This is a genomic window from Shinella sp. H4-D48 (genome assembly GCF_022637395.1).
Lineage (GTDB): Bacteria > Pseudomonadota > Alphaproteobacteria > Rhizobiales > Rhizobiaceae > Shinella > Shinella sedimenti.
Window position 1 is genome coordinate 2,812,501 of the sequence record NZ_CP093337.1, and the last position, 25,133, is coordinate 2,837,633.

Sequence of the window (25,133 nt, forward strand, 5' to 3'; positions counted from 1 at the left end):
AGCCTGCGATCATTACCATCAGGATCAGGCTCGCGACGAGCGCGGCATCAATCAGGCCGAGCATCGCAAGAATCATCTCCGCATCATCATAGACGAACACGTTCTTTGCGACCTTGATGAACTTCGAAAGAAAGGACAGGGCATAGACGCCCAACGCCGCGACAAGGCCGAGATAGAACACGACCAGCACCCAGCGGCTCGACAGGATGATGCGCTCGACCAGAAGTTCAAGGGATTTCATCGGTGGGACTCACAGGAATTGAGGGACACCGCGATGACTAGCCAATGCCGATGAAGCCCGCAAGACGGCTTGAAATGCAAAAAGCGGCGTCCTTGGACGCCGCTTTTTATTGTCTTAATCCATGTTCGCCTTATGCCCTACGGAACAGGCCCGCAATGAGCGAAAGCACCAGAAGGGCAAGGAAGACAAAGAACAGGATCTGCGCGATACCGGCAGAGGCACCGGCGATGCCGCCAAAGCCAAGAAGACCGGCAACGAGTGCGATCACGAGAAAGACGACAGCGTAATAAAGCATTTTCGAACTCCTTCCGTTGATGGCAGGAAAACGAAGGCCCTAGAAAAAAGTTCCGCGCCGATGACGAACACCACAACTCGGCGCGTGAAAGCGGACTGGTCGATTGCGCCTGTCATATTTTCTGGAACAAATTTCGAATTGCGGCGTTTTCATGCCATCGCTCGACTGCGTGGGACATGAAAGGACGCATACATGCTCGGCACCATTCTCCTCGTCATCCTGATCCTTCTTCTGATCGGCGCCCTGCCGAATTGGGGATACAGCCGCAGCTGGGGCTACGGCCCGTCCGGCGGCCTGGGCCTCATCGTCGTCATCCTTCTTATCCTTGTCCTGATGGGACGTATCTGACCAAGAAACCCAAGACCGGAGCCGGAACCATGAAGAAGACCATAGTAGCCCTCGCCCTCGTGGCCTCGACCATCACGCTTTCCGCATGCAGCCAGACCGAACGCGGCACCGCTATCGGCGCTGCATCCGGCGCCATTATTGGTGGTGCGGTGACCGGTCGCGCCGGAGGGGCGCTGGTGGGTGCAGCCGTAGGCGGCACCGCCGGATACCTGATCGCCCGCTCCGACCGTAGCGGCTACTGCGTTTATCGCGACCGTCGCGGCCACCGCTACGAAGCCCGTTGCCGCTGAGCCTCATCGCTACGAAAACAAGAAACGGGCCTGCCGGCCCGTTTCTTGGTGTCTGCCATCAGGAACGTTGAATGCCGTCAGGACCCGCCCGTTGCCTTGCGCTCTGCTTCGTCGAGCTTCTCCAGAAGGTCGAGAAGACGGTCCGGCACAGCTTCCGTTTCAATCACGTCATAAAAAGACTTGAGCTTGCGGCCAATCGGGCCGTTGGGGTCGAAGGACGTCGTGTCCGCGGCAAGGCCATCGGTCTCACTCTTGTTCTTACCGGGCTCGATCATGGTCTTGCTTCCATCGTCTACCGCCCGTTATCTTCCTTTTGCCCAACATTACCAATAGTCACTCAGCGCCAGCATGCTACCAATTGGTTTCCGTATAATGAACTCTAGCGGAAACTGTTCCGATGAGGAACACACTCAGGGAGAACGAAATGTCACTGTCCACCCGTATCGCACCGCATCTCGCCTATTTGAGGCGTTTTTCCCGGGCTGTGACGGGTTCCCAGACATCCGGCGATGCCTATGTGGCCGCCATGCTGGAAGCGCTCGTCGCCGATATATCCCTTTATCCGCAGGGCCGTAGCGATCGGAATGCCCTTTACCGGCTCTATTGCACGCTGTTCGAGAACCTCGACATCGCGCTGCCGGAAAACACCTCTCCATTCGGCTGGGAGCGGCAGGCCGCGGCCAACCTTGCCAATCTGCCGCCGGCAGAGCGCAAGGCCTTCCTGCTTGTTGCCGTCGAAGGCTTCGACGTCGCAGAGGGCGCCGATATTCTCGACGTTTCGGAAGAAGAGTTCGCCGCACTTCTGGAAGAAGCGTCCCGCGATATTTCCAGCCAGGTCGCGACCGATATCATGATCATCGAGGACGAGCCGCTGATCGCCATGGACATCGAGGACATGGTGCGGGGTCTCGGCCACAACGTGACGGGTATCGCCCGCACGCATGCGGAAGCCGTGGAGCTCTACAATCGTACCGCGCCTAGCATGGTGCTGGCCGATATCCAGCTCGCCGACGGCAGCTCGGGGATCGATGCGGTCAACGACATCCTCAAGACCAGCACGATCCCGGTGATCTTCATCACCGCCTTCCCGGAACGCCTGCTGACGGGCGAAAAGCCGGAACCGGCCTTCCTTGTCACCAAGCCGTTCAATCCGGACATGGTGAAGGCGCTGATCAGTCAGGCCCTGTTCTTCGATGAGCAGTCCCGCCTGTCGAAATCGGCCTGACACGACAGGCTCCAACAAAAAGGCCCGCTTGCGCGGGCCTTTTTCATTTCAGTCTCGTTGCCGAACTCAAAGTGCAGCGACGACGATGACTTCGACCAGGTAATCCGGCGTGGCGAGCTTGGATTCGCCGGTGGCGCGGGCCGGCGTGTGGCCCTGCGGCGCCCAGGCGTCCCAGACGGCGTTCATCTTGGAGAAGTCTGCCATGTCGGCCAGCCAGATCTGGGCGGAGAGGATGCGGGTCTTGTCAGTTCCGGCAAGCGCCAGCAGGCGGTCCACTTCAGCCAGGGCCTGCTTCGTCTGTTCGGCAACATCGGAGCCGGCTTCGCCGACCTGACCGGCCAGATATACGGTGCCATTGTGCACGACGGCCTGGCTCATGCGCGGGCCGGTTTCAAAGCGTTTGATGTCCATGTCTCGTTCCTGTCAGGTGTGGGAAATCTGTCCGCAAAAGCGGTAGCCGTCTATACGGGGCCGCCGGCAGCGACGCCAGTGGCAAAATCCGCCGGCACGGATCCGGCCGGCGGATTGTCGCGTCACGCGACGCGTTTGCGCCGTTCGATCCGGGCGCGAATGGCGTCCACGTCAACGCGAGGCGTCGCGGCAAACAGCGTCTTGGTGTAATCGTGCTGCGGGTCGTCGAAGACCTGGTCGCGGCTGCCATATTCAACGGCCTCACCGAAATACATCACCATCACATCGTCGGCGATATGGCGCACGACCGAAAGGTCATGACTGATGAAGACATAGGTCAGCTGGAACTCGTCCTGCAGATCCGCGAGCAGGTTGAGCACCTGCGCCTGCACCGACAGATCGAGCGCGGAAACCGGCTCGTCCAGCACCAGAAGGCGTGGATTAAGCATCAGCGCGCGGGCGATGGCCACACGCTGACGCTGGCCCCCGGAGAACATGTGCGGGTAGCGCCCGTAATGCTTCTCCTCGAGGCCGACCTTCCTGAGCATCGCCATGGCCCGATCGCGCCGCTCACCGGCCGGGACCTTGGTGTTGATGACCAGCGGCTCGGTGAGGATGTCGCCGATCTTCTTGCGCGGATTGAGCGAACCATAAGGGTTCTGGAAGACGATCTGCACCTTGCTGCGCATTTCCGGCGTCAGCGGCTCGCTGGCAATGTCGATCCTGCGGCCGTCGATGAGCATTTCGCCCGAGGTGATCGGGTCGATCATCGTGATCATGCGTGCCACGGTGGACTTGCCGCAGCCGCTTTCGCCGACGATGGCGAGCGTCTTGCCCTGCTCGACCTTGAAGCTCACGCCCTTGACGGCATGAACGGTCTTGGACGGTTTCAGCATACCGCCGGGGATATGGTAGTCACGCTTCAGATTCTTGGCTTCGAGAACTGGGCTCATCGCAAGGCTCCCGCGAAAATCTCGGCGTCGGTCAGCTTTTCCGTGATCGTCGGCAGGCGTCCGCCCGTTGCGTTTTCCGGCAAAGCTGCCAGAAGGGCCTTGGTGTAGACGCTTTTCGGAGCCGAGAAGAGCGACAGCACATCCGCTTCCTCTATCTGGCGGCCCTTGTACTGCACGATGACGCGGTCGGCTGTTTCGGCGACAACGCCCATGTCGTGGGTAATGATGATGAGGCCCATGCCGTGTTCGGCCTGGAGATTCATCAGGAGGTCGAGGATCTGCTTCTGGATCGTCACGTCGAGCGCGGTGGTCGGCTCGTCGGCGATCAGGAGCTTCGGATTGCAGGCAAGCGCCGTCGCGATCATTACACGCTGGCACTGACCGCCCGACATCTGGTGCGGGAAGTGGCCGAGGCGCTCTTCCGGGTTCGGAATACCGACGGACTGGAAGAGTTCGATTGCCCGGTCCCGCCGTGCCTTGCGCGAGAGATCCGTGTGGATACGCAGGACTTCCTCGATCTGGTAACCGACCGTGAAGCACGGGTTGAGGCTGGCAATCGGTTCCTGGAAGATCATGGCGATGTCCTTGCCGATGATCTTGCGGCGCTCTGCATCCGACATCGCCCGCATGTCACGGCCGTTGAAGGTCAGAACGTCCGCCGTCACCTTCGCCGTCCAGGGCAGAAGCCCCATGGCGGCGAGCATGGAGACCGACTTGCCCGAACCGGATTCACCAACGATGGCGAGAACCTCGCCATCGTCGACCTTGAGCGAGACACCGTCCACGGCGCGGAAGGGGCCGGAGGCCGTCTGGAATTCGACGGTGAGGTTTTTGACTTCGAGAAGCGACATCACGACCTCTTCAGCTTGGGATCGAGGGCGTCGCGCAGGCCGTCACCCATGAGGTTGATGGCAAGCACGGTGATAAGGATGGCAAGGCCGGGGAACGTGACGACCCACCAGGCGCGCTGGATGAATTCACGCGCTTCGGCGAGCATCGTGCCCCATTCCGGCGTCGGCGGCTGGGCGCCCATGCCGAGGAAGCCGAGTGCCGCCGCGTCGAGGATCGCCGCCGAGAAGGCGAGCGTTGCCTGGACGATCAGCGGTGCCAGACAGTTGGGCAAAATGGTCAGGAACATCAGGCGCAGCGTGCCCGCGCCGGCGACCTTCGAGCCGACGACATAGTCCTTCGACTTTTCGGTCATCACCGCCGCGCGCGTCAGGCGCACGAAGTGCGGCTGGTTGACGAGCGAAATGGCGATCATGGCGTTGACCAGGCCCGGTCCCAGAACAGCCACCAGCACGAGCGCCAGCAACAGCGAGGGAAACGCCAGGATGATGTCCATGATGCGCATGATGAAGGTGTCGACCTTCCCGCGGAAATAGCCCGCGACGAGACCGATCAGCACGCCCGAGACCACCGACAAAGTGACGACGACAAGGCCGATGAACAGCGAGAAGCGCGCGCCGTAGATGATGCGCGAAAGGATGTCGCGCCCGACTGCATCCGTGCCTAGGATGTGCCCCCAACTGCCGCCCTGCTGGAATACCGGGGGCATGAGGAGAAGGTCACGATTCTGGATGCTCGGACTGTGCGGAGCAACCAAGGGCGCGAAGATCGCCATGAACAGGATAAAGAGGAAGACAAAGAGGCCGATGACGGCGCCCTTGTTGCGTGAGAAGTAATACCAGAATTCGGAAAGGCCGGAGGGCGGCGTGCCACCCGTCTTGGTTTCGGCCGTGTTCTGAACGATGCTCATGGGCCGTCTCCTAGTGCCGGATGCGCGGGTTGATCCAGCCGTAAAGCAGGTCGACCACGAGGTTGACGATCATGATGACGCCGGCAATCAGCATCAGGCCACCCTGCACCACGGCATAGTCGCGCTTGAAGACGCTATCGACCATCCACTTGCCGATGCCCGGCCAGGAGAAGATCGATTCCGTGAGAATGGCGCCCGCAAGCAGTACGCCGACCTGCAGGCCGATCGTGGTGATGACGGGGATCATGGCATTGCGCAGGGCGTGCACGCCGATCACGCGGAACGGCGAAAGACCCTTGGCGCGGGCGGTGCGGACATAGTCCTCGCCGAGCACCTCGAGCATGGCCGAACGCGTCTGGCGTGCGATGACCGCCAGCGGGATCGTCGCCAGCACGGTTGTCGGCAGGATCAGATAGGTCACCGCTGACTTGAAGGCGCCCGCCTGCCCAGAGATCAGGCTGTCGATCAGCATGAACCCCGTCACCTGCGGGAAGAAGTACATGAAGGATATGCGCCCCGAAACCGGTGTCCAGCCGAGATAGCCGGAGAAGAAGATGATGAGCAGAAGCCCCCACCAGAAGATCGGCATCGAATATCCGATCAGCGCGACGCCCATGATCGATTGGTCCAGCCAGGTTCCACGCTTCACCGCAGCAAAGACGCCGGCGGGAATGCCGAGCAGCACCGCGAAAATGATCGCACAGAACGCCAGTTCCAGCGTCGCCGGAAAGAGCTGCAGGAAATCGTCCAGAACCGGGCGCTTGGTCACGATGGACGAACCGAAGTCGCCGGTGAGCAGGCCGGTGAGATAATCGAAGTACTGGATGTATATCGGCCGATCGAGCCCCAGCTGGTGCATGATCTGGGTATGCCGTTCCGGCGACATCACGCGTTCGCCCGACATCAGCATGACCGGGTCGCCCGGCAGAAGTCGAATGAAGGAGAACGCGATGATCGATACCCCGAGGAACGTGGGTATCAGGACGGCGAGCCGTCCGAAGATAAAGCGAAACATGGGAGCCAATCCCTTCTTATTTTTGAAAAACCGGCGGCCCGAAAATCTCGGGCCGCCGGCCATTGCACGCTCTTTGCGGCGTGCCGTTCTTCCGTGCGATCTTACTCGGCGATATCGACACCGTCAAAGCGGTGAATGCCGAGCGGGTCCATCTTGAAGCCCGTGACCTTCTTGCTCATGGGAACGACGACGAGCGAGTGGTCCAGCGTGTTCCAGGGCGCCTCGCGCTTGAACACGACCTGCGCCTGTTCATAGAGCTTCGTACGCTCGCCGATGTCGGCGGTTTCCTTCGCCTTGGTCACCAGCGCATCGAACTCCTCGTTGCACCACTGAGCGCGGTTGTTGCCGCCCACGGCATCGCAGCCGAGCAGGGTATCGAGGAAGTTGTCCGGGTCGCCGTTGTCACCCGTCCAGCCCAGGATGGCCGCGCCGTCGCGGTCCTTGGCGGACGAGAGCTTCAGGTACTCGGCCCATTCGTAGGAGACGATCTCGGCCTCGACGCCGATCTTGGCGAGGTCGGCCTGCATCAGTTCTGCTGCACGACGCGCGTTCAGCATGTACGGACGGGCGACCGGCATGGCCCAGATCTTCATCTTGAGGCCGGAGACGCCAGCGTCTTCGAGCATCTTCTTGGCCGCTTCCGGATCGTACTTGTCGTCTTCGACGGCATTATTGTACGACCACATGGTCGGCGGGATCGGGTTCTTTGCAACTGTCGCCGCGCCCTGGAAAACGGCGTCGACGATGGCCTGGCGGTTAACGGCCATGTTGAGTGCCTTGCGGACCTCGACCTTGTCGAACGGCGGAACCAGCGTGTTGTAGGCGAGGTAGGCGACGTTAAGGCCTTCCTGCTCGACAACCGTCAGGTTCTCATCCTTCTTGAGCTCTTCCACGTCAGCCGCATTCGGATAGGCCATGATGTGGCACTCACCGGCCTTCAGCTTCTGCGCACGAACGGCAGCGTCCGTAGTGATGGCGAAGACGAGGTCGTCGACCGGCTGCTTGCCGTTCCAGTAGTCCTGGTTGGCCTTGTAGCGGATCGCCGCGTCGGTCTGGTAGGCGACGAAGGTGAACGGACCGGTGCCAAGCGGCTGCTGGTTCAGAAGCTCCATCTTGCCGTCAGCCTGCAGCTTGTCGGCATATTCCTTGGAGAGGATCGAGGCGAAGTCCATGCCGAGGTTCGCCAGGAACGGCGCTTCGGGACGCTTCAGCACGAACTTGACTGTGAGATCGTCGACTTTCTCGATCTTTTCGATGAGTTCCGGGAAGCCCATGCCCGCGAAGTATTCCCAGGAAGCGCCGGCAACATACTTGTTCCAGGCATTGTCTTCCTTGTACTGGCGCTCGAACGAGAAGATGACGTCGTCGGCGTTCAGCTCGCGGGTCGGTGTGAAGTATTCGGTCGTCTGGAACTTGACGCCCGGGCGAAGCTTGAAGGTGTATTCCTTGCCGTCAGCCGAAACTTCCCAGCTCTCGGCGAGGCCCGGCTCCAGTTCGGTGCTGCCATGCTTGAACTCGACGAGGCGGTTATAGGCGGTGCGCGATGCGGCATCGAAGGTCTGACCGCCGGTGTAAAGGCCGGGGTCGAAACCTTCCGGCGACGCTTCCGAGCAATAGACCAGAGTCTTCGACCAGGCGGCCGTCGCCATCATCGAGGCGAGCGCCGTCGCTGCGAGGAGAGTAGTCAGCTTTTTCATAGTGAGCTTCCCAGGTTTGCTTTTTTGTTCTCTTGTCAGGCTCATGCGCATGTCCTGCGCCAGCCTTGGGCTGGATGGAACGACATTTGCCGCCGGATTGCAATAAGTCGGACCACAATTTTGTCCAAACGGAAAAAACCGGAAGAACATCCTTCTCCACAGCCTCGATACTGGTCGCAGGTCCCGCGGAACCGGGCATTCCCGTCACATGTTATGCTTCCATTTCTGACTGGCGGGGCGGCAATACACCACAGCGTAGACTGGAAGCGGCACCACACGGCCCCAACTTAAATTATCCATACAACTCAACACATTGCGCTGATATCTCCGAGAAAACTGGAGAGACACCATGAATTTGTCCCGCAAAACCCTTTGCTGCCAGAGATTGCGGCGTTAGATTGCTCACGTGGACTCTGGGGGTGGACGCCACGTGATTGCATTGAACGAACATTTCAGAAGGTATGATTTTGAAAGCGACCTTGAGAAGGCTCTCAACCGTGTCGATTTCTTCCGTATCTTTCACACGATGGCTCTTCGGTACGGCTTCGAGCATTTTGGCGTGCTGCAGCTGACGAACGAGCATGAGACGAGCTTGCTGGCGCAGCGGCTGACGCTGCACGACCTGCCCGCCGGCCTTGCCGAAGCCTATGACAAGCGCCATCGCTTCAACGACAGCGACCTCTTCAAGAGCTTCTACGTCTCCACGATCTCCACGGTCTGGCGTGATGGAGATCGTGCCGCGGACCAAGGCAGTCCGCATGAAAGTTTTCTCGACCAGATCGGGTTCGACATGGCGCTGTCCGTGCCGGTCCACTCTGTCGCCGGGACGCGGTTTGTGATTCTGTTTCTTGGCGATGGCGATGACATAGGCAGAACCGAGCATTTCGAGATCTGCTACGAGGCGGCCTGCGCCTTCGACTATTTTCATCGACAGGTCCTCGCCAACAAGGCGGGCATGGGCCTCACGCCACGCGAAACGGAGATCCTGCGCTGGATTTCCTACGGCAAGACCGCCAGCGAGATCGCGCTTATCGTCTCGGTCTCGGAGCATACGGTCAACTCGCACACCGCGACGATCCTGAAGAAGCTCGATGTGGTCAATCGCACGCAGATGGTGGCCAAGGCGATCCGCGAACAGATCATCCAGTAACACTGTAAGAGAATGGTACAGCGTTTGGGATAGTAGACTTAGGGACTTGTTAATATTCACCGTCTGGACAAGAGTAGTCGCGGCGAGACCAAAGCGTTCGCAAACAGGTTCATTCCCACCATGGCAGCACACGTAAATATTCTGCTCGTTGATGACGACCCGGCTGAAAACGTCATTCTCAGCGCTCTGATGCGCAAGGTCACGAGCTACGCGATCACTCTGCACTATGTGGAAACGATCGATGGGGCGCTGGATTTCATCCGCTCCTCGGGCATCGCACTGGATATGATCCTGATGGACAACCGGCTTCAACCGCAGGCCGATTTCCGGGAAACCGTGCCGGAACTGCGCCGCGCCGGTTATATCGGCCCGGTCGGCGTCATCTCGTCATCGATCAGCGACGCCTATTTTCAGAAAATCGACGACTACGGGGTCGACTTCCGTATCGACAAGGCCGAACTCGATCCTACCGCGATCGAATTCCTCCTGCGGGAATACGTCCGGCGCGAAGCAAGCGCTGGCTAGCAAGCAATTCGTTTATAGTGGATTTTAACGCCAAGAAGCGATCCCCATTGCGGAGGGAGCGCCGAAGGCGGAAGCCTGAATTCAGGCTGCAGGCTGGCGGGCTGCCGCCGTCGCTTCCAAACCGAGCAGCATCCCGATTTGCGGGCGCGCCTTCACAAGATCGTCGATGGTGTACTGCTGGAGCACCTCGAAGAAGGCGTTCAGCGCCTTGCGCAGCGCCGCGTTCAGACCACAGCTGTCGACCAGCGGGCACTCGATCTCGCCTGCCTCGAAGCATTCCGCCATGGCGAAGGAATCCTCGGTCACACGCACCACGTCGAACAGCGTGATTTCGCTGGCAGGCTTGGGCAGACGCACGCCGCCATTGCGGCCACGAACGGTCTCGATGATGCCTGCACGCGTCAGCGGCTGGAGGATCTTGAAGAGGAATAGTTCGGAAACACCATAGGCCCTGGCAATCTCGGGGATGCGGCTGAGCCTGTCACCATTCGCCGCACAGTACATCAACATGCGTACGGCATAGTTGGTTTGTTTCGTCAGACGCATCGGGAACTCCGAATCCGGGTTTCAGTGAGATCACATATAGGGCACTTCGTGGTTTAGAACAATTCCAAAAAGCGGAAAATCACAGTCATGTTATGATGGGTACAGTTGACTGCGGTTGGCAAGCCTTTAAAGGAGACTTTTGCAGTAAAGAATAATGCACCAGGAGGACCCGATGCAACTGCTCAAGACTTCTCTCGCCGCCCTTGCCCTCTCGGCCGCTGGTCTCGCCACTGCGGCACCGGCGCACGCAGACGGTGAAGTCAACATCTATTCCTATCGCCAGCCGGACCTGATCAAGCCGCTGCTCGACGAATTCACCAAGGAAACCGGCATCGCAACCAACGTGCTGTTTCTCGACAAGGGTCTTGTCGAGCGAATCCAGGCGGAAGGTGCCAATTCACCGGCCGACGTCATCCTGACCGTGGACATTTCGCGTCTCACCGAAGCCAAGGATGGTGGCGTCACGCAGCCGGTCCAGAGCGACGTCATCAACAAGGACATCCCGACGCAGTATCGCGATCCCGACGGCGACTGGTTCGGCCTGACCACCCGTTCGCGCGTCGTCTACGCCTCGAAGGATCGCGTTGAGCAGAACGAAATCACCTATGAGGAACTTGCCGATCCGAAGTGGAAAGGCAAGATCTGCACCCGTGACGGCCAGCACTCCTACAATATCGGCCTGATCGCCTCCATGATCGCCCATCACGGCGAAGCCGAAACCGAAAAGTGGCTGACGGGCCTGAAGAACAACCTCGCCCGCAAGCCCGACGGCGGCGACCGCGACCAGGCGAAAGCAATCCTCGCCGGCGAATGCGACCTCGCGCTTGGCAACTCCTACTATGTCGGTCTCATGCAGACCAACGAGAAGGAGCCGGAACAGAAGGAATGGGCAGCTGCCATCAAGGTGCTCTTCCCGAACGTCAACGACCGCGGTGCGCACGTCAATGTTTCCGGCATGGCCATGGCCAAGAACGCCCCGAACAAGGACAACGCGCTCAAGCTGATGGAATTCCTGTCGGCCGGCACCGCGCAGCAGATCTATGCCGAGCAGGTCTACGAATATCCGGTTCTGCCGGGCGCCGAGCCCTCCGACGTGGTCAAGGCCTTCGGCACGCTCAAGGCCGATCCGCTGCCGCTGTCGGAAATCGCGGCCAATCGCAAGAAGGCCTCGGAGCTCGTCGACAAGGTCGGCTACAACGACGGCCCTTCGCAGTAATATCCCTGCCTCCCAAGGCAAACGGAAACGGCGGCCTCTGGCCGCCGTTTTTGTTTTCCGTCCCTCGCTGCCGGTGTCGTGGTGCCTTACTGAAGGTCCGGGTCCGACTGGCCGGAAATGATCCGCGCGTAATCAGTGATGTCCTTCTTGCGCTCCGGCGTACCCGGATGCGTCGAGAGGAGGCTGGTGTTCGACCTGTCACCCAGCTTCTCCTCCAGCAGGCCGAAGAACCGGGCAATCGCCGCCGGATCGTAGCCGGCCTTCGCCATCAGCTCGACCGAGCGCCGATCGGCCTCCGCTTCCGCCGCCCGCGAATAGGACAAGGCCAGAAGGCCGCCGCCCTGCACCAGCACGTCCTCCATCGCCGAGCCGACATCACCGGCGATCAGCATGATGAGGCCGGTCATGCCCGCAGCGCGATAGAACTGCCGCAGGCTGTGCTCGAGTTCGACATGGCCGATCTCGTGGGCCAGCACGCCGACCAGCATTTCCGTGTCGGTGCCCGCCAGTTCCACCAGCTGGTCGGTGATAACAAGCGTCCCATCGGGCAGAGCGAAGGCATTCGGCCCGATGAAACCGCCATCGCGGAAGTTGAGATTGTAAGCCTTGGCACCGCGTGGCGACTGGGCGGCAATCCTGGCGAAACCGTCGATAATTTCCTTGCGGCGCGCCTCGGGCAGCTTCGTCTGGGAAAACGTCGTCTTGTCGAGCGTCGCCAATGTCCCCTGCCCCATGAGTTGCGGAACCATGGGCGGCGTCGTCAGCATGGCAACCTCAACAAGGGCGGGAACACCCCAGCGGTAGATGACGCTGCCAAGCGCGAAGGCGACGAGCACGATGACCATCAGGCGCAGGCGGAACTGCTCCAGCCAATGCACGAAACCGGCTCCGCCCTTGCCGCGCATGGCGAGATAGCGGTCTATGCCGTCATTGTCCCACGTCTCGAAGATCGATCCGTCGGGAAAGGTCACGCGGCGGGGAATGGACCCGACGCGGCTGGATATGTCCAGCCACGAGAGACCGGCGCCGGCAAGCGCCTTGCCGCCTGCGGCCGGCTGGGCGAGGACTTCCCCCGCCCCTTCGACAAGCAGGGCTTCTACGGAACGGCTGGAGCCGGCGGGGTGCCAGTCTCCTTTGGCAATGGCCCCACCGGCGTTGGCAACGGGTTCAGAAGCCAAAATCGAATCCTTCGAAGTCCATGAACTCGGCGCCGACAGCCGATCCCTGCGCCTCGATAACGCTGAACAATTCGCCGATATCGCCAACGAAGGTGACGCCGGTGTGTTCATAGGTGTAGCGCGCCAGACGCACCGCCGCCCATGGCCGCATCAGGCCGAGGGTCAGGATCGTCACGATAACGTTCGAGATTGCGATCCAGGTGTAGCGTGTCCGCGACATGTCGCTCAGCAGCCTGTGCCGGCCGTCGAAAGTCGTCGACGACCAGACGATGTTGCGCACGGCGGCACGATAGAAGAGCCCCACCACGCCGAACAGGGCGAAAAAGCCGATATAGGCGACGACGATGAAAATATGCCAGATCGAGAAGGAGATCTGGCCTGCAGCCGACGAACCCGCAATCGCACCGACAATCGCCTCCAAGTTAAGGGCCACGAAGCCTGCAACGACAACAAGGCCAGCGACTGCCACACCGGCCGACATCAGCCACGCCTTGAACAGCGGGCCGAACTTCGGATCAGTATCAAAAGCCTTCCCACCGTAACGCAGATTGGAGCCGACATAGCGCGCCACCCAGCGGCTGGCGAGCGGCGTGAGGATACCGAGCGTAAGGGTGGCGATCAGGCCGCCGAGAATAAATGCCTTGAAAGCCCCGCCGGGGCCGCCGACGAAATCGAAGCGCACATTGCGGTAGCTCGTCACCCGCGCGCTGAAGCGCAGGCCCCTGGCGACCAGCCACGGCAGCGCGATGAGAAAGGCAATCGCCGGCAACAGGGCCAGAAACGGGTTCAAAAAGCCGACGAGGTTGAGCACGGCGATCGCTCCGATCAAGATCAGGCGGCCGATAAGGATCTGCAGGCCACGCGCGTGATATTCGAAGGAGCGGCCAAGCAGCACGGTGTTGCCGTAGAAGTAGCGGTTACGCCTTACCTTCGCCCAGGCCGAATAGATACCGAGCGTGAGGATCGTCAGGAGAACATTGACGATCCAGATACCGAAATACTCCGAAGCCCTGCCGGTAAACCCGATGCGATAGAACACGCCTGCCGTGGCGGCGGGCGGCGCCGATTCTGCCAATGCCATATTCTGTCCCTTCCGAAATGCATGATCACGGAGGTAACGGACCTGACTTCCGCCCTATTCTTCGCAAAGCACAAAAAAGCGGCAATGCAAAAGGGCTCCCGCCAGGGAGCCCTTCATCATCAATCCGGGTGGATCACTTCATCGTCGGCATGACGAACTCGGCGCCGTCCTTGATGCCCGAGGGCCAGCGGCTCGTCACGGTCTTGGTACGGGTCCAGAACTTGATGGAATCCGTGCCGTGCTGGTTCAGGTCGCCGAAGGACGACGACTTCCATCCGCCGAAGGAATGGTAGGCCAGCGGAACCGGGATGGGAACATTGACGCCGACCATGCCGATATTGATGCGGCTGGCGAAGTCGCGGGCGGCATCGCCGTCACGGGTATAGATGGCGACGCCGTTGCCGTATTCGTGCTTCATCGGCAGGTCGAGCGCTTCTTCGTAGTTCTTGGCGCGAACGACGGAGAGAACCGGGCCGAAGATTTCGGTCTTGTAGATCTCCATGTCGGGCGTGACGTTGTCGAACAGGCAGCCCCCGACGAAATAGCCGTCTTCATAGCCCTGCAGCTTGAAGCCGCGGCCATCGACCACGAGCTTGGCGCCTTCCTCGACGCCCTTGTCGATGAGGCCCAGGATGCGCGTCTGGGCTTCCTTGGTCACGACCGGGCCCATGTCGGCCTTGTCATCGGTATACGGGCCGATGCGCAGGCTCTCGATCATCGGCGTCAGCTTGTCGATCAGGCGGTTGGCGGTTTCCTCACCGACCGGAACGGCAACCGAGATCGCCATGCAGCGCTCGCCGGCCGAGCCGTAGCCGGCGCCCATCAGGGCGTTGGCGGCCTGGTCGAGATCGGCATCCGGCATGATGATCATGTGGTTCTTAGCGCCACCGAAGCACTGTGCGCGCTTACCGTTGGCGGCGGCCGTGCCATAGACGTAACGAGCGATCGGCGTGGAACCAACGAAGGAGATCGCGCTGATATCCGGGTGCGTCAGCAGGCCATCGACGGCGCTCTTGTCGCCGTTGACGACATTGAGGATGCCGGCCGGCAGACCGGCCTCGATCATCAGTTCGGCGAGGCGGATCGGCAGCGACGGATCGCGCTCGGACGGCTTCAGGATGAAGGCGTTGCCGCAGGCGATGGCCGGCGCGAACATCCACATCGGGATCATGCCCGGGAAGTTGAACGGCGTGATGCCCGCGCCGATACCGACCGGCTGGCGGATCGAATACATGTCGATGTTCGGGCCGGCGCCTTCGGTGAATTCGCTCTTGGAGAGGTGCGGAATGCCGATGACGAATTCGCAGACTTCCAGGCCGCGGATGACGTCGCCCTTGCTGTCCTCGACCGTCTTGCCATGCTCCTTGGAGATCAGAACCGCCAGCTCGTCCATATGCTTGTTCAGGAGTTCGACGAACTTCATGAAGACGCGGGCGCGGCGCTGCGGGTTGGTGGCGGCCCACTTCGGCTGCGCGGCCTTCGCGCTGTCGACGGCGGCCTGGAGTTCTGCTTCGCTGGCCAGCGCGACCTGCGCCTGCACTTCGCCGGTTGCCGGGTTGTAGACATTGGCCGTGCGGCCGCTGGTGCCGGGCACCTGCTTGCCGTCGATAAAGTGACCGATCTGATACATGGGAGTCCTCCTTGGTTATGGGCAGATGATCGCACTTCAATTTGCACAACACAATCGCCTGAGATAAGGAACCGTTGTGCAAGAATTGAAGTCGGAGGCTGCATGAACTGGGATGATGTGCGCATGTTTCTGGCCGTGGCCCGCACCGGCCAGATCCTTGCGGCTTCGCGGCGGCTCGGGGTCAACCACGCCACGCTCAGCCGTCGCGTCAGCGCGCTGGAAGAGGCGCTCAAGACCCGCCTCCTCATCCGGCGCACCAATGGCTGCGACCTGACGGCGGAGGGCGAGACGTTCCTGCGGGCCGCCGAGCGGATGGAAACGGAAATGCTGGCAGCGCAGGCGAGCATCGGTCGTATCGATACCGCCGTCGCCGGCACCGTGCGCGTGGGCGCGCCTGACGGTTTCGGCGTCTCGTTTCTCGCACCGCGTCTCGGCAAGCTGACGGCGCGGCACCCGGAGCTCAAGATCCAGCTTGTGCCGGTGCCCCGCTCCTTCTCGCTGTCACAGCGGGAGGCGGATATCGCAATCACGCTCGAACGACCGGAACAGGGCCGCCTCGTCTCCTCCAAGCTTACGGATTATACGCTCGGGCTTTACGCGTCGCGCGACTACCTTGCGGAGAACGGAACGCCGGAAACGGTGGACGAACTGAAAGCGCATCGGCGCGTCGGCTATGTGGAGGACCTGATCTTCACCGCCTCGCTCAACTTTACCGGCGAAATCATGCGCAGCTGGGACGCGGGCTTCGAGATCTCGAGCGCCACGGGCCAGACGGAGGCCGTGCGCTCCGGGGCCGGCATCGGCATCCTGCACGACTATATTGCCCGACAGCATCACGAGCTTGTGCGGGTACTCCCCGCAAACACCATCCGTCGCGCCTACTGGACCACCTGGCACGAAAGCGCGCGCGACCTTGCCCGCGTGCGCACCGTCGCCGAATTCCTTCAGGAACTCGTGCGGCAGGAGCACGACATCTTTCTCTGAGTCCGAGCGGCGGCGCTTCGCACGAGCCACCGCGCGCGGACATCGGCTGAAATGCAGGATGAAACGACGAAAAAGCGAAAGCTTCCCCTCTCCCGGTAAGTCGTTATGACTACTAGACTTATCGGGAGAGGGGAATGGTACGGTTGAGTGGGGTCGAACCACCGACCTCAGGTGCCACAAACCTGCGCTCTAACCAACTGAGCTACAACCGCACACGGCGCGTGTTCCGCGCTTGGTGCGTCACATACGGGCAGCCGCACCTTTTTTCAAGCTCTTTTTACCCGGTATCAAACGAAAATGACCGGGCGATGGCCCGGTCATTCAAACCTTGCGGGCCGAGGCCGCGCGATATGCGGTTCAGACGGCCTTGAAGGACTTCATGGCCTTTTCGGCAGCCGACTTGCCGGGAGCGGAGACTTTTTCGGCAACCTTCTTGGAGGTTTCCTGAAGGGTCTTGGCCTGCTCGACGGCGACTTCGGCCTGCTTGCGAAGGAAGGCGGTCTGCAGTTCGAACAGTTCAGCGACCGACTTCACGCCGAGCAGGGCTTCCATGTGCGAAAGCGAGTTTTCAGCATTGGTGCGCAAAGCTTCGATGGCCTTGAGGCCGAGTTCGACGGAGCCGGCCTGCGCGCTCTCAAGCGTCGATTCGACGGTCTTGGTGGCGTCTTCGGCGGCTTCCTTCATCTTGGCATAGGCTTCCTTGGTCTGCGCGGCGCCCTTTTCGGCGAAATCACGGAAGCTTTCGGAAAACTTGCTCGGGTCGATGGATGCGATGGAGAATACGTCGTCGATCTTCTTGGTCGCCATTGTCTGCGCTCCTTTGGTGTGGCCCTCTTCAGAGGCGCCATGTTTCGAGTGAGCTTGATATAGGCGATTCTCTTTCGCATTGCAACATAATTGTGCAGTGCACAATTATGACCTGAGCCGTTAACCCTTTCGCCCGAAAGCGCGGGGCTGCCGGCCGCCGCCGCTGGACCCTTTGCCGCCTGACCGCTATTAATAAAGCGTTAATGGAAAGCCGGGGTGCCGGATCGAGATTCAGGCCTGAACATGTCCGCAAAACAGTATCCTTTTATCGACGTCGCCGTCCATGAACGGGTGCGCCTGCCGTTTGCGCGGGGTGAAGCCGTCGTGCTGTTTTCGCAGGATCTCGAACGCGTGCTCTGGTCGAACGGCCGCGGCGCCACGCTTTTCGGCCATGACAACGTCTACGACCTTCTGGATGCCGGCCCGGATCGCACCGATGTCGCCTTTCGCCAGCTTCTCGCCGCCGGCCGGCAGGTCCGCACGCCCGGCGAACGGCGCACGCTTCTCATGCGTATCGGCAGCGGCTTCCGCAGCGCGACCGTGACCGCCACCGTCGAAGGCATCACCCTGCGTCCGGGCGAGAACGCAATCCTGTTCAGCGCGCCGGTTTCCGACAACAGGCAGAGCGCGGCGGAAGCCGCCGCGGCGATGATTGCGGGGCTGGACGATCCGGACACCCACATGGCCGTTCTCGACGGTGACGGTGCAGTGATTGCGGCCTCCGAAAAATTCGAAGCGCTGGCGATCAGCCCTGAAACGCGCCGAACCTTGGTAGAGGCCACAGGCCGCAGCGCCGACCATCTCGTCAAGCGCCCCATTGCCACCGGCCGCGGGCATCTTCCCGCCGCCATCGGCCGTATTTCCAGCGACCCGGCACTGCACCTGCTGTTTGCCGTCGAAACAATCCTCGGCCATCTCGATCCCGATGAGGCCGACGCCGAACCGCATGCGGATGCAGCCGAAGGTGCACCTGTTGAACCCGTTCCGGGCGAAGAACCTGCGACTGATCACCTGATCGCCGAGGAGATTCCGGAGCAACCCGTCGCCTCCGAAGACGATCTTCCTTCGGACGCACCTGTTGCCGAAGACACGGTCGTCGAGCTCGAAAATGCCGAAACAGTGACGGCTGAACCCGTGATCGATGAGACATTGGTGGAGACGGCGGACGAAGAACCGACCGCGCCTGAAAGCGATGACACATCGAACTTGGACGTCGTTCCCTCAGGCTTTGTCTTCAATCGGCAGGGGCGTCCAGTCCGCTTCGTCTGGAAGATCGATGCCGAGGGCCGGTTCAGCGAGATTTCAGACGAATTCGCCGCCGCGGTCGGCCCGCGCGCCGCTGGCATTTCCGGCGAGCGCTTCAGTGATGTGGCCGCGCGTTTCGATCTCGACCCGGATGGCAAGATCGGCGATCTTCTGCGCCGGCGCGACACCTGGTCGGGCAAGACGATCCTCTGGCCGGTCGAGGGCACCAACCTTGTTGTGCCGGTCGATCTGGCCGCGCTGCCGACCTATTCACGTAACCGCGAATTCGACGGCTTCCGGGGTTTCGGCATCGTGCGCATTGCCGATGCGGTGGCCGACGTCCATGCGCGCGGCCTGACACTCGGCGCCGTCACAACGCCCACCGAACAGGACACGCTGGTGGAGGAGGTCCTGACGGAAGAAACCGGGGTGCTGCTGGAGAAGGCGGCGGACGATCTGGAAACGGACACCGATCCCGCGCCGTTGGACGACACACAGCTTCCTGCCGAGGATACACCCGCACGCAGCGAGGACGTCGACGCCGCTCCGACCGCGACACTGGAACCGGCTCCCGAGGGCGAGGATGCGTTTCGCGGCGAACGCCCGGCGCTTCGCCTGGTCGAGACGCCGGCCCGGCGCCATTCCGACAAGGTCGTGCAGTTTGAAAGCCGTCGCACGCGCGGCGGCCTTCTCGATGGTCTTTCCACCGGCGAGCAAGCCGCATTCCGCGAGATTGCCCGCCAGCTTGGCGAGACCTTCGGCAAGCGCAAGGCGGAGGACCGCCCGACGGACGACGCTTCGCTCGATGCGCAGGATGACGAGACCGCGAACGTCCAAGACACGGCTGGCATCGACGAGACAGCCGAGGCGACCGCTCTCGCCGAAACCGAGACGGAAATGCCCGGCCTCGAAGTCGGTCCGCATGCGGACGACATGCTGCATGAGGAGCCGGCAAGCGAGCGCAGCGGATTCGCCCCCTCGCGGCGGCAGATGGACTACGGCCTTACCGCCGCCGTGGTGGATGCCCTTCCTGTTGCCCTGCTGGTGCATGTCGGCGATCGGCTCATTCACGCCAATCCAGAATTCTTCCGCCTGACCGGCTATGCGGATCTCGCCGATCTGGAGGCCTCCGGCGGCATCGACATCCTGCTTGCGGGCCGGGACGAGGATGCCGAGCACCATGACGGCGCCATGATGCTGCGGCACGCCGATGGCGAAAGCACTAGCACCGTTCGCGCACGTCTCCAGTCCATCCGCTGGGAGGACGGCACCGCGCTGATGCTGGCACTGACGCCGATCCAGGAAAAGCCGGTGCTCTCGCTCGTCGAGACCGCGCCTGCACCTTCGGACGCAGAAGCCAGGACCGAGGAACAGGCCGCCGCATCGGCCTTGCGAATCGAGGTCAGCGAGCTTCGCTCCATCTTGGAAACCGCGACCGACGGCGTGGTCGTCGTCGGCCAGGATGGTGATATCCGCTCGATGAACCGCTCGGCCAGCGCGCTTTTCAACTATGACGAAGACGAAACGCGTGGGCGGCCCTTCGCCATGCTGTTTGCTCACGAGAGCCAGAAGGCGGTGCTCGATTATCTCACCGGTCTTTCCGGGCATGGCGTGGCAAGCGTGCTGAATGACGGGCGCGAGGTCATTGGCCGCGAGGCATCCGGCGGGTTCATTCCGCTGTTCATGACCATGGGGCGCCTCTCCTCCTCCGCCGGCTTCTGCGCCGTGATCCGCGACATCACGCAGTGGAAGCGCACGGAAGAGGAGCTGCGCAACGCCAAGCGCGCCGCCGAGACCGCGAATGCCCACAAGAGCGATTTCCTGGCGCGCGTCAGCCACGAGATCCGCACGCCGCTCAATGCCATCATCGGCTTTTCCGACATGATGGCGACGGAGCGGTTCGGACCGATCGGTCATCCGCGCTACATAGAATATGCCAACGACATCGGCCGCTCCGGCCGCCACGTGCTCGATATCGTCAACGACCTGCTCGACATTTCCAAGATCGAGGCGGGCGAGATGGAAATGGAGTTCACCGCGGTCGGCCTCAACGAGACAATCTCGGAGGCCGTGTCGCTCGTGCAGCCGCAGGCCAATGCCCAGCGCGTCATCATTCGTACCTCGCTGTCGACCAACGTGCCGCAGATCGTCGCGGACCTGCGCTCGATCAAGCAGATCGCGCTCAACATCCTGTCGAATGCCATCCGCTTCACCCCGTCCGGTGGACAGATCGTCGTTTCGACGGCCTATGAGGCGAATGGAAGCGTGGTGCTGCGCATTCGCGACACCGGCGTGGGTATGACGCGCAGCGAGCTTGAGCAGGCGATGAAGCCGTTCAGGCAGGTGACGACCGGCGCACGCAAGCGCGGCGACGGCACCGGGCTTGGCCTGCCGCTGACCAAGGCGATGGTGGATGCCAACCGGGCGAACTTCGCGATCAACTCCACTCCGAACGAAGGCACGCTGGTCGAAGTGATCTTTCCCTCGCCGCGTGTGTTGGCAGACTGACCGGATTGGTCTAGACCGGCGCAAACGCCTTTCGGCTCTCCCGGTTTTTTCGGGCGGGCCGCATCGTCGAGGTAACGCAGTGCAGGTCCTTTCTGAAAACGTACCGGCGCGCAGCCTGCGCCGCCGGTCCGGCGCCGCCCGACATCCGGTTCTTTCCATCTCCGCCGTCCTGGCAGCAGCCATCGTGCTGATGCCGGCCATCGCCATAGTGGTGATTGCCGCGACCGGCGGCACCGACAACTGGCCGCATCTCCTCAGCAACGTCATTCCCCGCGCCACGCTGCGCACCTTCACCCTGCTGGCCGGCGTCGCCACCATCGCGGCAGTCGTGGGCGTGGTCACGGCCTGGCTGGTGGCGAGTTGCGAGTTTCCCGGGCGCCGGATCCTGTCGGGCCTGCTCGTGCTGCCGCTTGCCATTCCCGCCTATCTAGGCGCCTATGCGTTTGCAGAGTTCTTCTCCTTCACCGGGCCGATCCAGAGCGCCTATCGCGCGCTGTTCGGCTTCCAGACCAGCCGAGACTACTGGTTCCCGGAAGTGCGCACGACCGGCGGCGCGATGCTGGTGCTGTCGAGCGTGCTCTATCCCTATGTCTACCTCTCCGCCCGCTCGATGTTCCTGATGCAGGGCCGGGCGGCAGCGGATGTGGCGCGCACGCTCGGTGCGGGGCCGCTGAAGGTCTTCGCGCGCATCCAGATTCCCATGGCGCGGCCGGCGATCATGGTCGGGCTGACTCTGGTAGCGATGGAAACGCTGAACGATATCGGCGCGGTCGAATATCTGGGTGTCCAGACCCTGACCTTCTCGATCTTCGACACCTGGCTCAATCGCGGCAGCCTTGCGGGCGCCGCGCAGATCGCCTGCATCATGCTCGTCTTCGTCGTCTGCCTGATGATGGTGGAGCGCGCCGCGCGCCGGCGGCAACGCTTCGCCAGCCAGAAGACGACAGCGGCGGTGCATGATTCCGTCCGCCTCAGGCTCGCGGGCTGGAAGCGCTGGGCGGCCAGCCTCACCTGCCTGCTGCCGCCCGTCATCGGCTTTGCCATTCCAGTCTTCGTGCTGGGCGGCTATGCGCTGCGCCGGGTGGAGCAATTCGCATCGCCACGTCTTCTTTCGGCGCTCTGGCACAGTGTGCTGGTCTCCGGGTCGACCGCCATCATCGCCGTGCTTCTCGCCTTCCTGCTGGCCTATGCGGCGCGCACCACGCGTTCCCGGCTAAACGCCGCTGCAGGCCGCTTCGCCTCGTTCGGCTATGGCGTCCCGGGAACGGTTCTGGCTATAGGCGTGCTCATTCCGCTCGCCAATTTCGACAATGCGCTGGACGCTTTCCTGCGGGCGAATTTCGGCATTTCGACCGGACTTCTGCTGTCCGGCACCGGCTTTGCGATCATCTACGCCTGCACCGTGCGCTTCCTCACCATGGCCGAGGGCACGATCGATGCGGGGTTCCACAAGCTTTCGCCGCATCTCGACATGGCGGCGCGCACGCTTGGGCGCACCAGCAGCCAGACGCTCTGGAGCGTGCTGGTGCCGATGATGCGGCCGGCGACGCTGACGGCGGCATTGCTCGTCTTCATCGAATCGATGAAGGAGCTTTCGGCCACGATCATGCTGCGGCCGTTCAACTTCAATACGCTCGCGACCCTGGTCTACGAGGACGCCTCACGGGCGAAGGTGGAGGATGCGGGCGTACCGGCCATGATCATCGTCGCGGTCGGGCTCATTCCGGTGTTTCTGGTGTCGCGCTCGCTCGACAAGGCAAACGGATAAAAAAAGGGCGACCCTAAGGCCGCCCCGATAGTTTGCATGCTGTCCAACGAAAGCCAGTGTGAACGGCATCATGCCATCGGGGTCGGTCGACCGATACGCCCGTCATCGGGCGCGCTCAAGTTGGGACGACCTTGTGCCAGCCCACCTTAACAAATCCTTACCTGACCGGTTGCGGCACAAACCTTTCGTTCACAACTTCGCAATCTTGGTTAATTTGACAGGCGTCAAATCGTTAACGCTGGCGCCGGTCACGACTTGAGCGCGTCCAGATTGGCAAACAGGTCCAGCGCTTCGGGATTGGCGAGCGCTTCCTTGTTCTTGACGGGCCTGCCATGCACGACCTCGCGCACCGCAAGCTCGACAATCTTGCCGGATTTGGTGCGCGGAATGTCCGCGACCTGGATGATCTTCGCCGGCACGTGGCGCGGGGATGCGCCGGTGCGGATCTTTGTGCGGATGGTCTTTTCCAGTGCCTCGTCCAGCACCCTGCCCGGCACCAGGCGCACGAAGAGAACGACGCGCACGTCGTCATCCCAATCCTGCCCGATGCAGAGCGCCTCGACGATCTCCTCGAGCTGCTCGACCTGATTGTAGATCTCCGCCGTGCCGATGCGCACGCCGCCCGGATTGAGCGTGGCGTCGGAGCGCCCATGGATGACGATGCCGCCATGGCTCGTCCATTCGGCAAAATCTCCGTGGCACCAGATATTGTCGAAGCGCTCGAAATAGGCAGCCTTGTATTTCGCCCCGTCGGGATCGTTCCAGAACATAACCGGCATGGAAGTGAACGCCTTGGTGCAGACGAGCTCGCCCTTCTCGCCCCGCACCGGCTGACCGTCCTCGTTCCAGACATCCATTGCAAGGCCAAGGCCGGGGCCCTGGATCTCGCCACGCCAGACCGGCTTCAGCGGGATGCCCAGCACGAAGCAGGAGACGATATCCGTGCCGCCGGAAATGGAAGCGAGCTGCACATCCGGCTTGATGCCCTCATAGACAAACGAGAACCCTTCCGGCGAAAGCGGGGAGCCGGTCGAGGTGAGAAGCCGCAGGCTCGAAAGGTCATGCGTCGTGCGCGGCGTGAAGCCGCCCTTGCGTACCGCATCGATATATTTCGCCGATGTGCCGAAGACCGCAAAACGCTCGTCCTGCGCATAGTCGAAGAGCACATTGCCGTCAGGATGGAAGGGTGAGCCATCGAAAAGGCAGAGCGTGGCGCCCACGGCAAGGCCGGACACCAGCCAGTTCCACATCATCCAGCCGCAGGTGGTGAAGTAGAACAGCCGATCGTCCTCCACGAGGCCGCAATGCAGGTGATGCTCCTTAAGGTGCTGGAGCAGGGTGCCGCCGGCCGAATGCACGATGCATTTGGGAACACCCGTCGTGCCGGAGGAAAACAGGATGTAGAGCGGGTGGCGAAAGGGAAGCGCGGCGAATTCGAGCGGCTTCGCCTCGAAAGGCGCCATGAGGGCTTCGAGGGTGCGGCCATCCGGCAGGGCGGCCGCAAGCGCGTCGGCATCGCCGGCATAATGCACGACGACAACGGGTGCGCCGAGCCTGGCGGCAACGGCCTTCACCTTGGCGGAAACGTCCTGCAGTTTACCGGCGTACCAGTAGGCATCGCAGGCGATGAACAGCTTCGGCTCGATCTGGCCGAAACGGTCCAGCACGCCCTGCTCGCCAAAATCGGGCGAACAGGACGACCAGATGGCGCCAAGCGATGCAGCCGCCAGCATCGTCGCGATGGTTTCCGGCATGTTCGGCATCATGGCCGCCACGCGGTCGCCTTCACCGATGCCCATCGCGGCAAAGGCCTGCTGGAGCCTGGAGACATGGGCGCGCAAATCATCCCAGGACCAACGACAGGACACCTTGTCCTCGCCGCGAAAGATAATCGCGTCCCCCGCCCCGGTCTTCCTCAGCAGGTTCTCAGCGAAATTCAGCCGGCCCTGGGGGAAGAAGCGGGCGGCAAGCATGTCGTCGCCATTCTCAAGCGCCACCTGCCCCTTGTCGCCGATGACACCGCACCTGTCCCATATCGCCGTCCAGAACGCGCCACGGTCCGTCACGGACCATGTGTGCAGATCGTCATAGGTCTCGAAATCACGTCCGGCGGTGGCGCCGGCGGCCTTCATGAAGAGCGCCATGGGGCTCTTGGTAAGAATGTCTTGCGAGGGTTTCCAAAGGGGCAGTTCCGACGTCATGCTTATCCTCCACTCCACGGCCTTGGTATATCATGGTGCGTCGCAATATAAAGTGGCGGA

The 25,133-nt window shown here is 61.8% G+C and carries 24 protein-coding genes and 1 tRNA gene (1 of these 25 running past the window's edge); 9 read left to right on the forward strand and 16 right to left on the reverse strand.

Annotated features, from left to right (window positions below; translation table 11 throughout):
- Both MNR02_RS13830 and MNR02_RS13835 read right to left on the reverse strand, forming a co-directional pair.
- A protein-coding gene (locus MNR02_RS13830; RefSeq protein ID WP_241600639.1) for a TIGR00645 family protein crosses the window boundary here: on the reverse strand, positions 1-241 show its 5' end (the start). It extends 260 nt beyond the left edge of the window; the window shows 241 of its 501 coding nt (coding positions 1-241); its start codon is at positions 239-241; its stop codon lies beyond the left edge, outside the window.
- Positions 242-371: 130 nt separating this feature from the next.
- Positions 372-536 carry a DUF1328 domain-containing protein gene (locus MNR02_RS13835; RefSeq protein WP_023514833.1) on the reverse strand — a complete coding sequence of 55 codons (165 nt, stop codon included), beginning with the start codon at positions 534-536 and terminating at the stop codon, positions 372-374.
- Positions 537-728: 192 nt separating this feature from the next.
- On the opposite strand from MNR02_RS13835, the gene MNR02_RS13840 reads away from it, so the two are divergent.
- Both MNR02_RS13840 and MNR02_RS13845 read left to right on the forward strand, forming a co-directional pair.
- The gene (locus MNR02_RS13840; RefSeq protein WP_134649756.1) at positions 729-884 is read left to right on the forward strand and encodes a DUF3309 family protein; all 156 of its coding nucleotides are present in this window, start codon (positions 729-731) and stop codon (positions 882-884) included.
- 29 nt (positions 885-913) lie between these two features.
- Positions 914-1,174 (forward strand): YMGG-like glycine zipper-containing protein, encoded by a 261-nt coding sequence (locus MNR02_RS13845; protein ID WP_241600629.1) that lies wholly within the window; start codon positions 914-916, stop codon positions 1,172-1,174.
- A gap of 77 nt (positions 1,175-1,251) precedes the next feature.
- Here the strand turns inward: MNR02_RS13845 and MNR02_RS13850 are convergent, their stop codons facing one another.
- Positions 1,252-1,449: a NepR family anti-sigma factor gene (locus MNR02_RS13850; protein WP_241947208.1), complete on the reverse strand. Its 198-nt coding sequence runs from the start codon at positions 1,447-1,449 to the stop codon at positions 1,252-1,254.
- A 149-nt stretch (positions 1,450-1,598) separates the two neighbouring features.
- On the opposite strand from MNR02_RS13850, the gene MNR02_RS13855 reads away from it, so the two are divergent.
- Positions 1,599-2,399, forward strand: coding sequence for a response regulator (locus MNR02_RS13855; RefSeq protein ID WP_241600625.1), 801 nt, complete (start codon positions 1,599-1,601; stop codon positions 2,397-2,399).
- Between the two features lie 66 nt (positions 2,400-2,465).
- Here the strand turns inward: MNR02_RS13855 and MNR02_RS13860 are convergent, their stop codons facing one another.
- The 6 genes from MNR02_RS13860 to MNR02_RS13885 form a co-directional block, all read right to left on the reverse strand.
- Entirely contained in the window at positions 2,466-2,810 is a 345-nt protein-coding gene (locus MNR02_RS13860; RefSeq protein WP_241600623.1) for a RidA family protein, read from the reverse strand.
- A 122-nt stretch (positions 2,811-2,932) separates the two neighbouring features.
- A complete protein-coding gene (locus MNR02_RS13865) occupies positions 2,933-3,763 on the reverse strand; it encodes a dipeptide ABC transporter ATP-binding protein (RefSeq protein ID WP_241947209.1) in 831 nt (276 codons plus the stop codon).
- Positions 3,760-4,614, reverse strand: a complete 855-nt coding sequence (locus MNR02_RS13870; protein WP_241947210.1) for an ABC transporter ATP-binding protein — start codon at positions 4,612-4,614, stop codon at positions 3,760-3,762. Before MNR02_RS13870 ends, MNR02_RS13865 begins: the two co-directional genes overlap by 4 nt.
- On the reverse strand, positions 4,614-5,522 hold the full coding sequence (locus MNR02_RS13875; protein WP_241947211.1) for an ABC transporter permease subunit: 909 nt from the start codon (positions 5,520-5,522) through the stop codon (positions 4,614-4,616). The genes MNR02_RS13870 and MNR02_RS13875 overlap by 1 nt, the downstream gene beginning before the upstream one ends.
- A gap of 10 nt (positions 5,523-5,532) precedes the next feature.
- Complete coding sequence (locus tag MNR02_RS13880; RefSeq protein ID WP_241947212.1) at positions 5,533-6,537, reverse strand: ABC transporter permease subunit; 1,005 nt, start codon at positions 6,535-6,537, stop codon at positions 5,533-5,535.
- A 101-nt stretch (positions 6,538-6,638) separates the two neighbouring features.
- Positions 6,639-8,234, reverse strand: a complete 1,596-nt coding sequence (locus MNR02_RS13885; RefSeq protein WP_241947213.1) for an ABC transporter substrate-binding protein — start codon at positions 8,232-8,234, stop codon at positions 6,639-6,641.
- 430 nt (positions 8,235-8,664) lie between these two features.
- On the opposite strand from MNR02_RS13885, the gene MNR02_RS13890 reads away from it, so the two are divergent.
- Both MNR02_RS13890 and MNR02_RS13895 read left to right on the forward strand, forming a co-directional pair.
- Entirely contained in the window at positions 8,665-9,384 is a 720-nt protein-coding gene (locus MNR02_RS13890; protein WP_241600611.1) for a LuxR family transcriptional regulator, read from the forward strand.
- Positions 9,385-9,504: 120 nt separating this feature from the next.
- On the forward strand, positions 9,505-9,909 hold the full coding sequence (locus MNR02_RS13895) for a response regulator (RefSeq protein WP_241600608.1): 405 nt from the start codon (positions 9,505-9,507) through the stop codon (positions 9,907-9,909).
- 81 nt (positions 9,910-9,990) lie between these two features.
- Here the strand turns inward: MNR02_RS13895 and rirA are convergent, their stop codons facing one another.
- Positions 9,991-10,455: an iron-responsive transcriptional regulator RirA gene (gene rirA, locus MNR02_RS13900; protein ID WP_241600607.1), complete on the reverse strand. Its 465-nt coding sequence runs from the start codon at positions 10,453-10,455 to the stop codon at positions 9,991-9,993.
- 172 nt (positions 10,456-10,627) lie between these two features.
- Between rirA and MNR02_RS13905 the strand changes: the two genes are divergently transcribed.
- Entirely contained in the window at positions 10,628-11,671 is a 1,044-nt protein-coding gene (locus MNR02_RS13905) for a Fe(3+) ABC transporter substrate-binding protein (RefSeq protein WP_241947214.1), read from the forward strand.
- An 86-nt stretch (positions 11,672-11,757) separates the two neighbouring features.
- Here the strand turns inward: MNR02_RS13905 and MNR02_RS13910 are convergent, their stop codons facing one another.
- From MNR02_RS13910 to MNR02_RS13920, 3 genes are all read right to left on the reverse strand, one after another.
- Entirely contained in the window at positions 11,758-12,849 is a 1,092-nt protein-coding gene (locus tag MNR02_RS13910; protein ID WP_241947215.1) for a M48 family metallopeptidase, read from the reverse strand.
- Positions 12,839-13,930, reverse strand: coding sequence for a YjgN family protein (locus MNR02_RS13915; protein ID WP_241947216.1), 1,092 nt, complete (start codon positions 13,928-13,930; stop codon positions 12,839-12,841). Before MNR02_RS13915 ends, MNR02_RS13910 begins: the two co-directional genes overlap by 11 nt.
- 133 nt (positions 13,931-14,063) lie before the next feature.
- Positions 14,064-15,560 carry a CoA-acylating methylmalonate-semialdehyde dehydrogenase gene (locus MNR02_RS13920; protein WP_241600590.1) on the reverse strand — a complete coding sequence of 499 codons (1,497 nt, stop codon included), beginning with the start codon at positions 15,558-15,560 and terminating at the stop codon, positions 14,064-14,066.
- Positions 15,561-15,662: 102 nt separating this feature from the next.
- On the opposite strand from MNR02_RS13920, the gene MNR02_RS13925 reads away from it, so the two are divergent.
- Positions 15,663-16,544: a LysR family transcriptional regulator gene (locus tag MNR02_RS13925; RefSeq protein ID WP_241947217.1), complete on the forward strand. Its 882-nt coding sequence runs from the start codon at positions 15,663-15,665 to the stop codon at positions 16,542-16,544.
- A 135-nt stretch (positions 16,545-16,679) separates the two neighbouring features.
- On the opposite strand, the gene MNR02_RS13930 is transcribed toward MNR02_RS13925, so the two are convergent.
- Positions 16,680-16,756: transfer RNA gene (locus MNR02_RS13930), tRNA-His, on the reverse strand.
- 145 nt (positions 16,757-16,901) lie between these two features.
- Positions 16,902-17,351 (reverse strand): phasin, encoded by a 450-nt coding sequence (locus MNR02_RS13935; protein ID WP_241600560.1) that lies wholly within the window; start codon positions 17,349-17,351, stop codon positions 16,902-16,904.
- Positions 17,352-17,594: 243 nt separating this feature from the next.
- On the opposite strand from MNR02_RS13935, the gene MNR02_RS13940 reads away from it, so the two are divergent.
- Complete coding sequence (locus tag MNR02_RS13940) at positions 17,595-21,104, forward strand: ATP-binding protein (RefSeq protein ID WP_241947218.1); 3,510 nt, start codon at positions 17,595-17,597, stop codon at positions 21,102-21,104.
- 190 nt (positions 21,105-21,294) lie between these two features.
- Positions 21,295-22,872 carry an iron ABC transporter permease gene (locus tag MNR02_RS13945; protein ID WP_241600733.1) on the forward strand — a complete coding sequence of 526 codons (1,578 nt, stop codon included), beginning with the start codon at positions 21,295-21,297 and terminating at the stop codon, positions 22,870-22,872.
- Between the two features lie 248 nt (positions 22,873-23,120).
- Here MNR02_RS13945 and MNR02_RS13950 read toward each other — a convergent pair whose 3' ends face one another.
- Complete coding sequence (locus MNR02_RS13950; RefSeq protein ID WP_241947219.1) at positions 23,121-25,073, reverse strand: acetoacetate--CoA ligase; 1,953 nt, start codon at positions 25,071-25,073, stop codon at positions 23,121-23,123.
- Positions 25,074-25,133: the final 60 nt, after the last annotated feature.

Coding starts and splice junctions, on each gene's coding strand:
- MNR02_RS13950 (WP_241947219.1), bottom strand. CDS start 25,073: ATGACGTCGGAACTGCCCCTTTGGAAACCCTCGCAAGACATTCTTACC.
- MNR02_RS13880 (WP_241947212.1), bottom strand. CDS start 6,537: ATGTTTCGCTTTATCTTCGGACGGCTCGCCGTCCTGATACCCACGTTC.
- MNR02_RS13845 (WP_241600629.1), top strand. CDS start 914: ATGAAGAAGACCATAGTAGCCCTCGCCCTCGTGGCCTCGACCATCACG.
- MNR02_RS13915 (WP_241947216.1), bottom strand. CDS start 13,930: ATGGCATTGGCAGAATCGGCGCCGCCCGCCGCCACGGCAGGCGTGTTC.
- MNR02_RS13855 (WP_241600625.1), top strand. CDS start 1,599: ATGTCACTGTCCACCCGTATCGCACCGCATCTCGCCTATTTGAGGCGT.
- MNR02_RS13920 (WP_241600590.1), bottom strand. CDS start 15,560: ATGTATCAGATCGGTCACTTTATCGACGGCAAGCAGGTGCCCGGCACC.
- MNR02_RS13865 (WP_241947209.1), bottom strand. CDS start 3,763: ATGAGCCCAGTTCTCGAAGCCAAGAATCTGAAGCGTGACTACCATATC.
- MNR02_RS13935 (WP_241600560.1), bottom strand. CDS start 17,351: ATGGCGACCAAGAAGATCGACGACGTATTCTCCATCGCATCCATCGAC.
- MNR02_RS13860 (WP_241600623.1), bottom strand. CDS start 2,810: ATGGACATCAAACGCTTTGAAACCGGCCCGCGCATGAGCCAGGCCGTC.
- MNR02_RS13870 (WP_241947210.1), bottom strand. CDS start 4,614: ATGTCGCTTCTCGAAGTCAAAAACCTCACCGTCGAATTCCAGACGGCC.
- MNR02_RS13895 (WP_241600608.1), top strand. CDS start 9,505: ATGGCAGCACACGTAAATATTCTGCTCGTTGATGACGACCCGGCTGAA.
- MNR02_RS13875 (WP_241947211.1), bottom strand. CDS start 5,522: ATGAGCATCGTTCAGAACACGGCCGAAACCAAGACGGGTGGCACGCCG.
- MNR02_RS13945 (WP_241600733.1), top strand. CDS start 21,295: ATGCCGGCCATCGCCATAGTGGTGATTGCCGCGACCGGCGGCACCGAC.
- MNR02_RS13905 (WP_241947214.1), top strand. CDS start 10,628: ATGCAACTGCTCAAGACTTCTCTCGCCGCCCTTGCCCTCTCGGCCGCT.
- MNR02_RS13850 (WP_241947208.1), bottom strand. CDS start 1,449: ATGATCGAGCCCGGTAAGAACAAGAGTGAGACCGATGGCCTTGCCGCG.
- rirA (WP_241600607.1), bottom strand. CDS start 10,455: ATGCGTCTGACGAAACAAACCAACTATGCCGTACGCATGTTGATGTAC.
- MNR02_RS13925 (WP_241947217.1), top strand. CDS start 15,663: ATGAACTGGGATGATGTGCGCATGTTTCTGGCCGTGGCCCGCACCGGC.
- MNR02_RS13885 (WP_241947213.1), bottom strand. CDS start 8,234: ATGAAAAAGCTGACTACTCTCCTCGCAGCGACGGCGCTCGCCTCGATG.
- MNR02_RS13940 (WP_241947218.1), top strand. CDS start 17,595: ATGTCCGCAAAACAGTATCCTTTTATCGACGTCGCCGTCCATGAACGG.
- MNR02_RS13835 (WP_023514833.1), bottom strand. CDS start 536: ATGCTTTATTACGCTGTCGTCTTTCTCGTGATCGCACTCGTTGCCGGT.
- MNR02_RS13840 (WP_134649756.1), top strand. CDS start 729: ATGCTCGGCACCATTCTCCTCGTCATCCTGATCCTTCTTCTGATCGGC.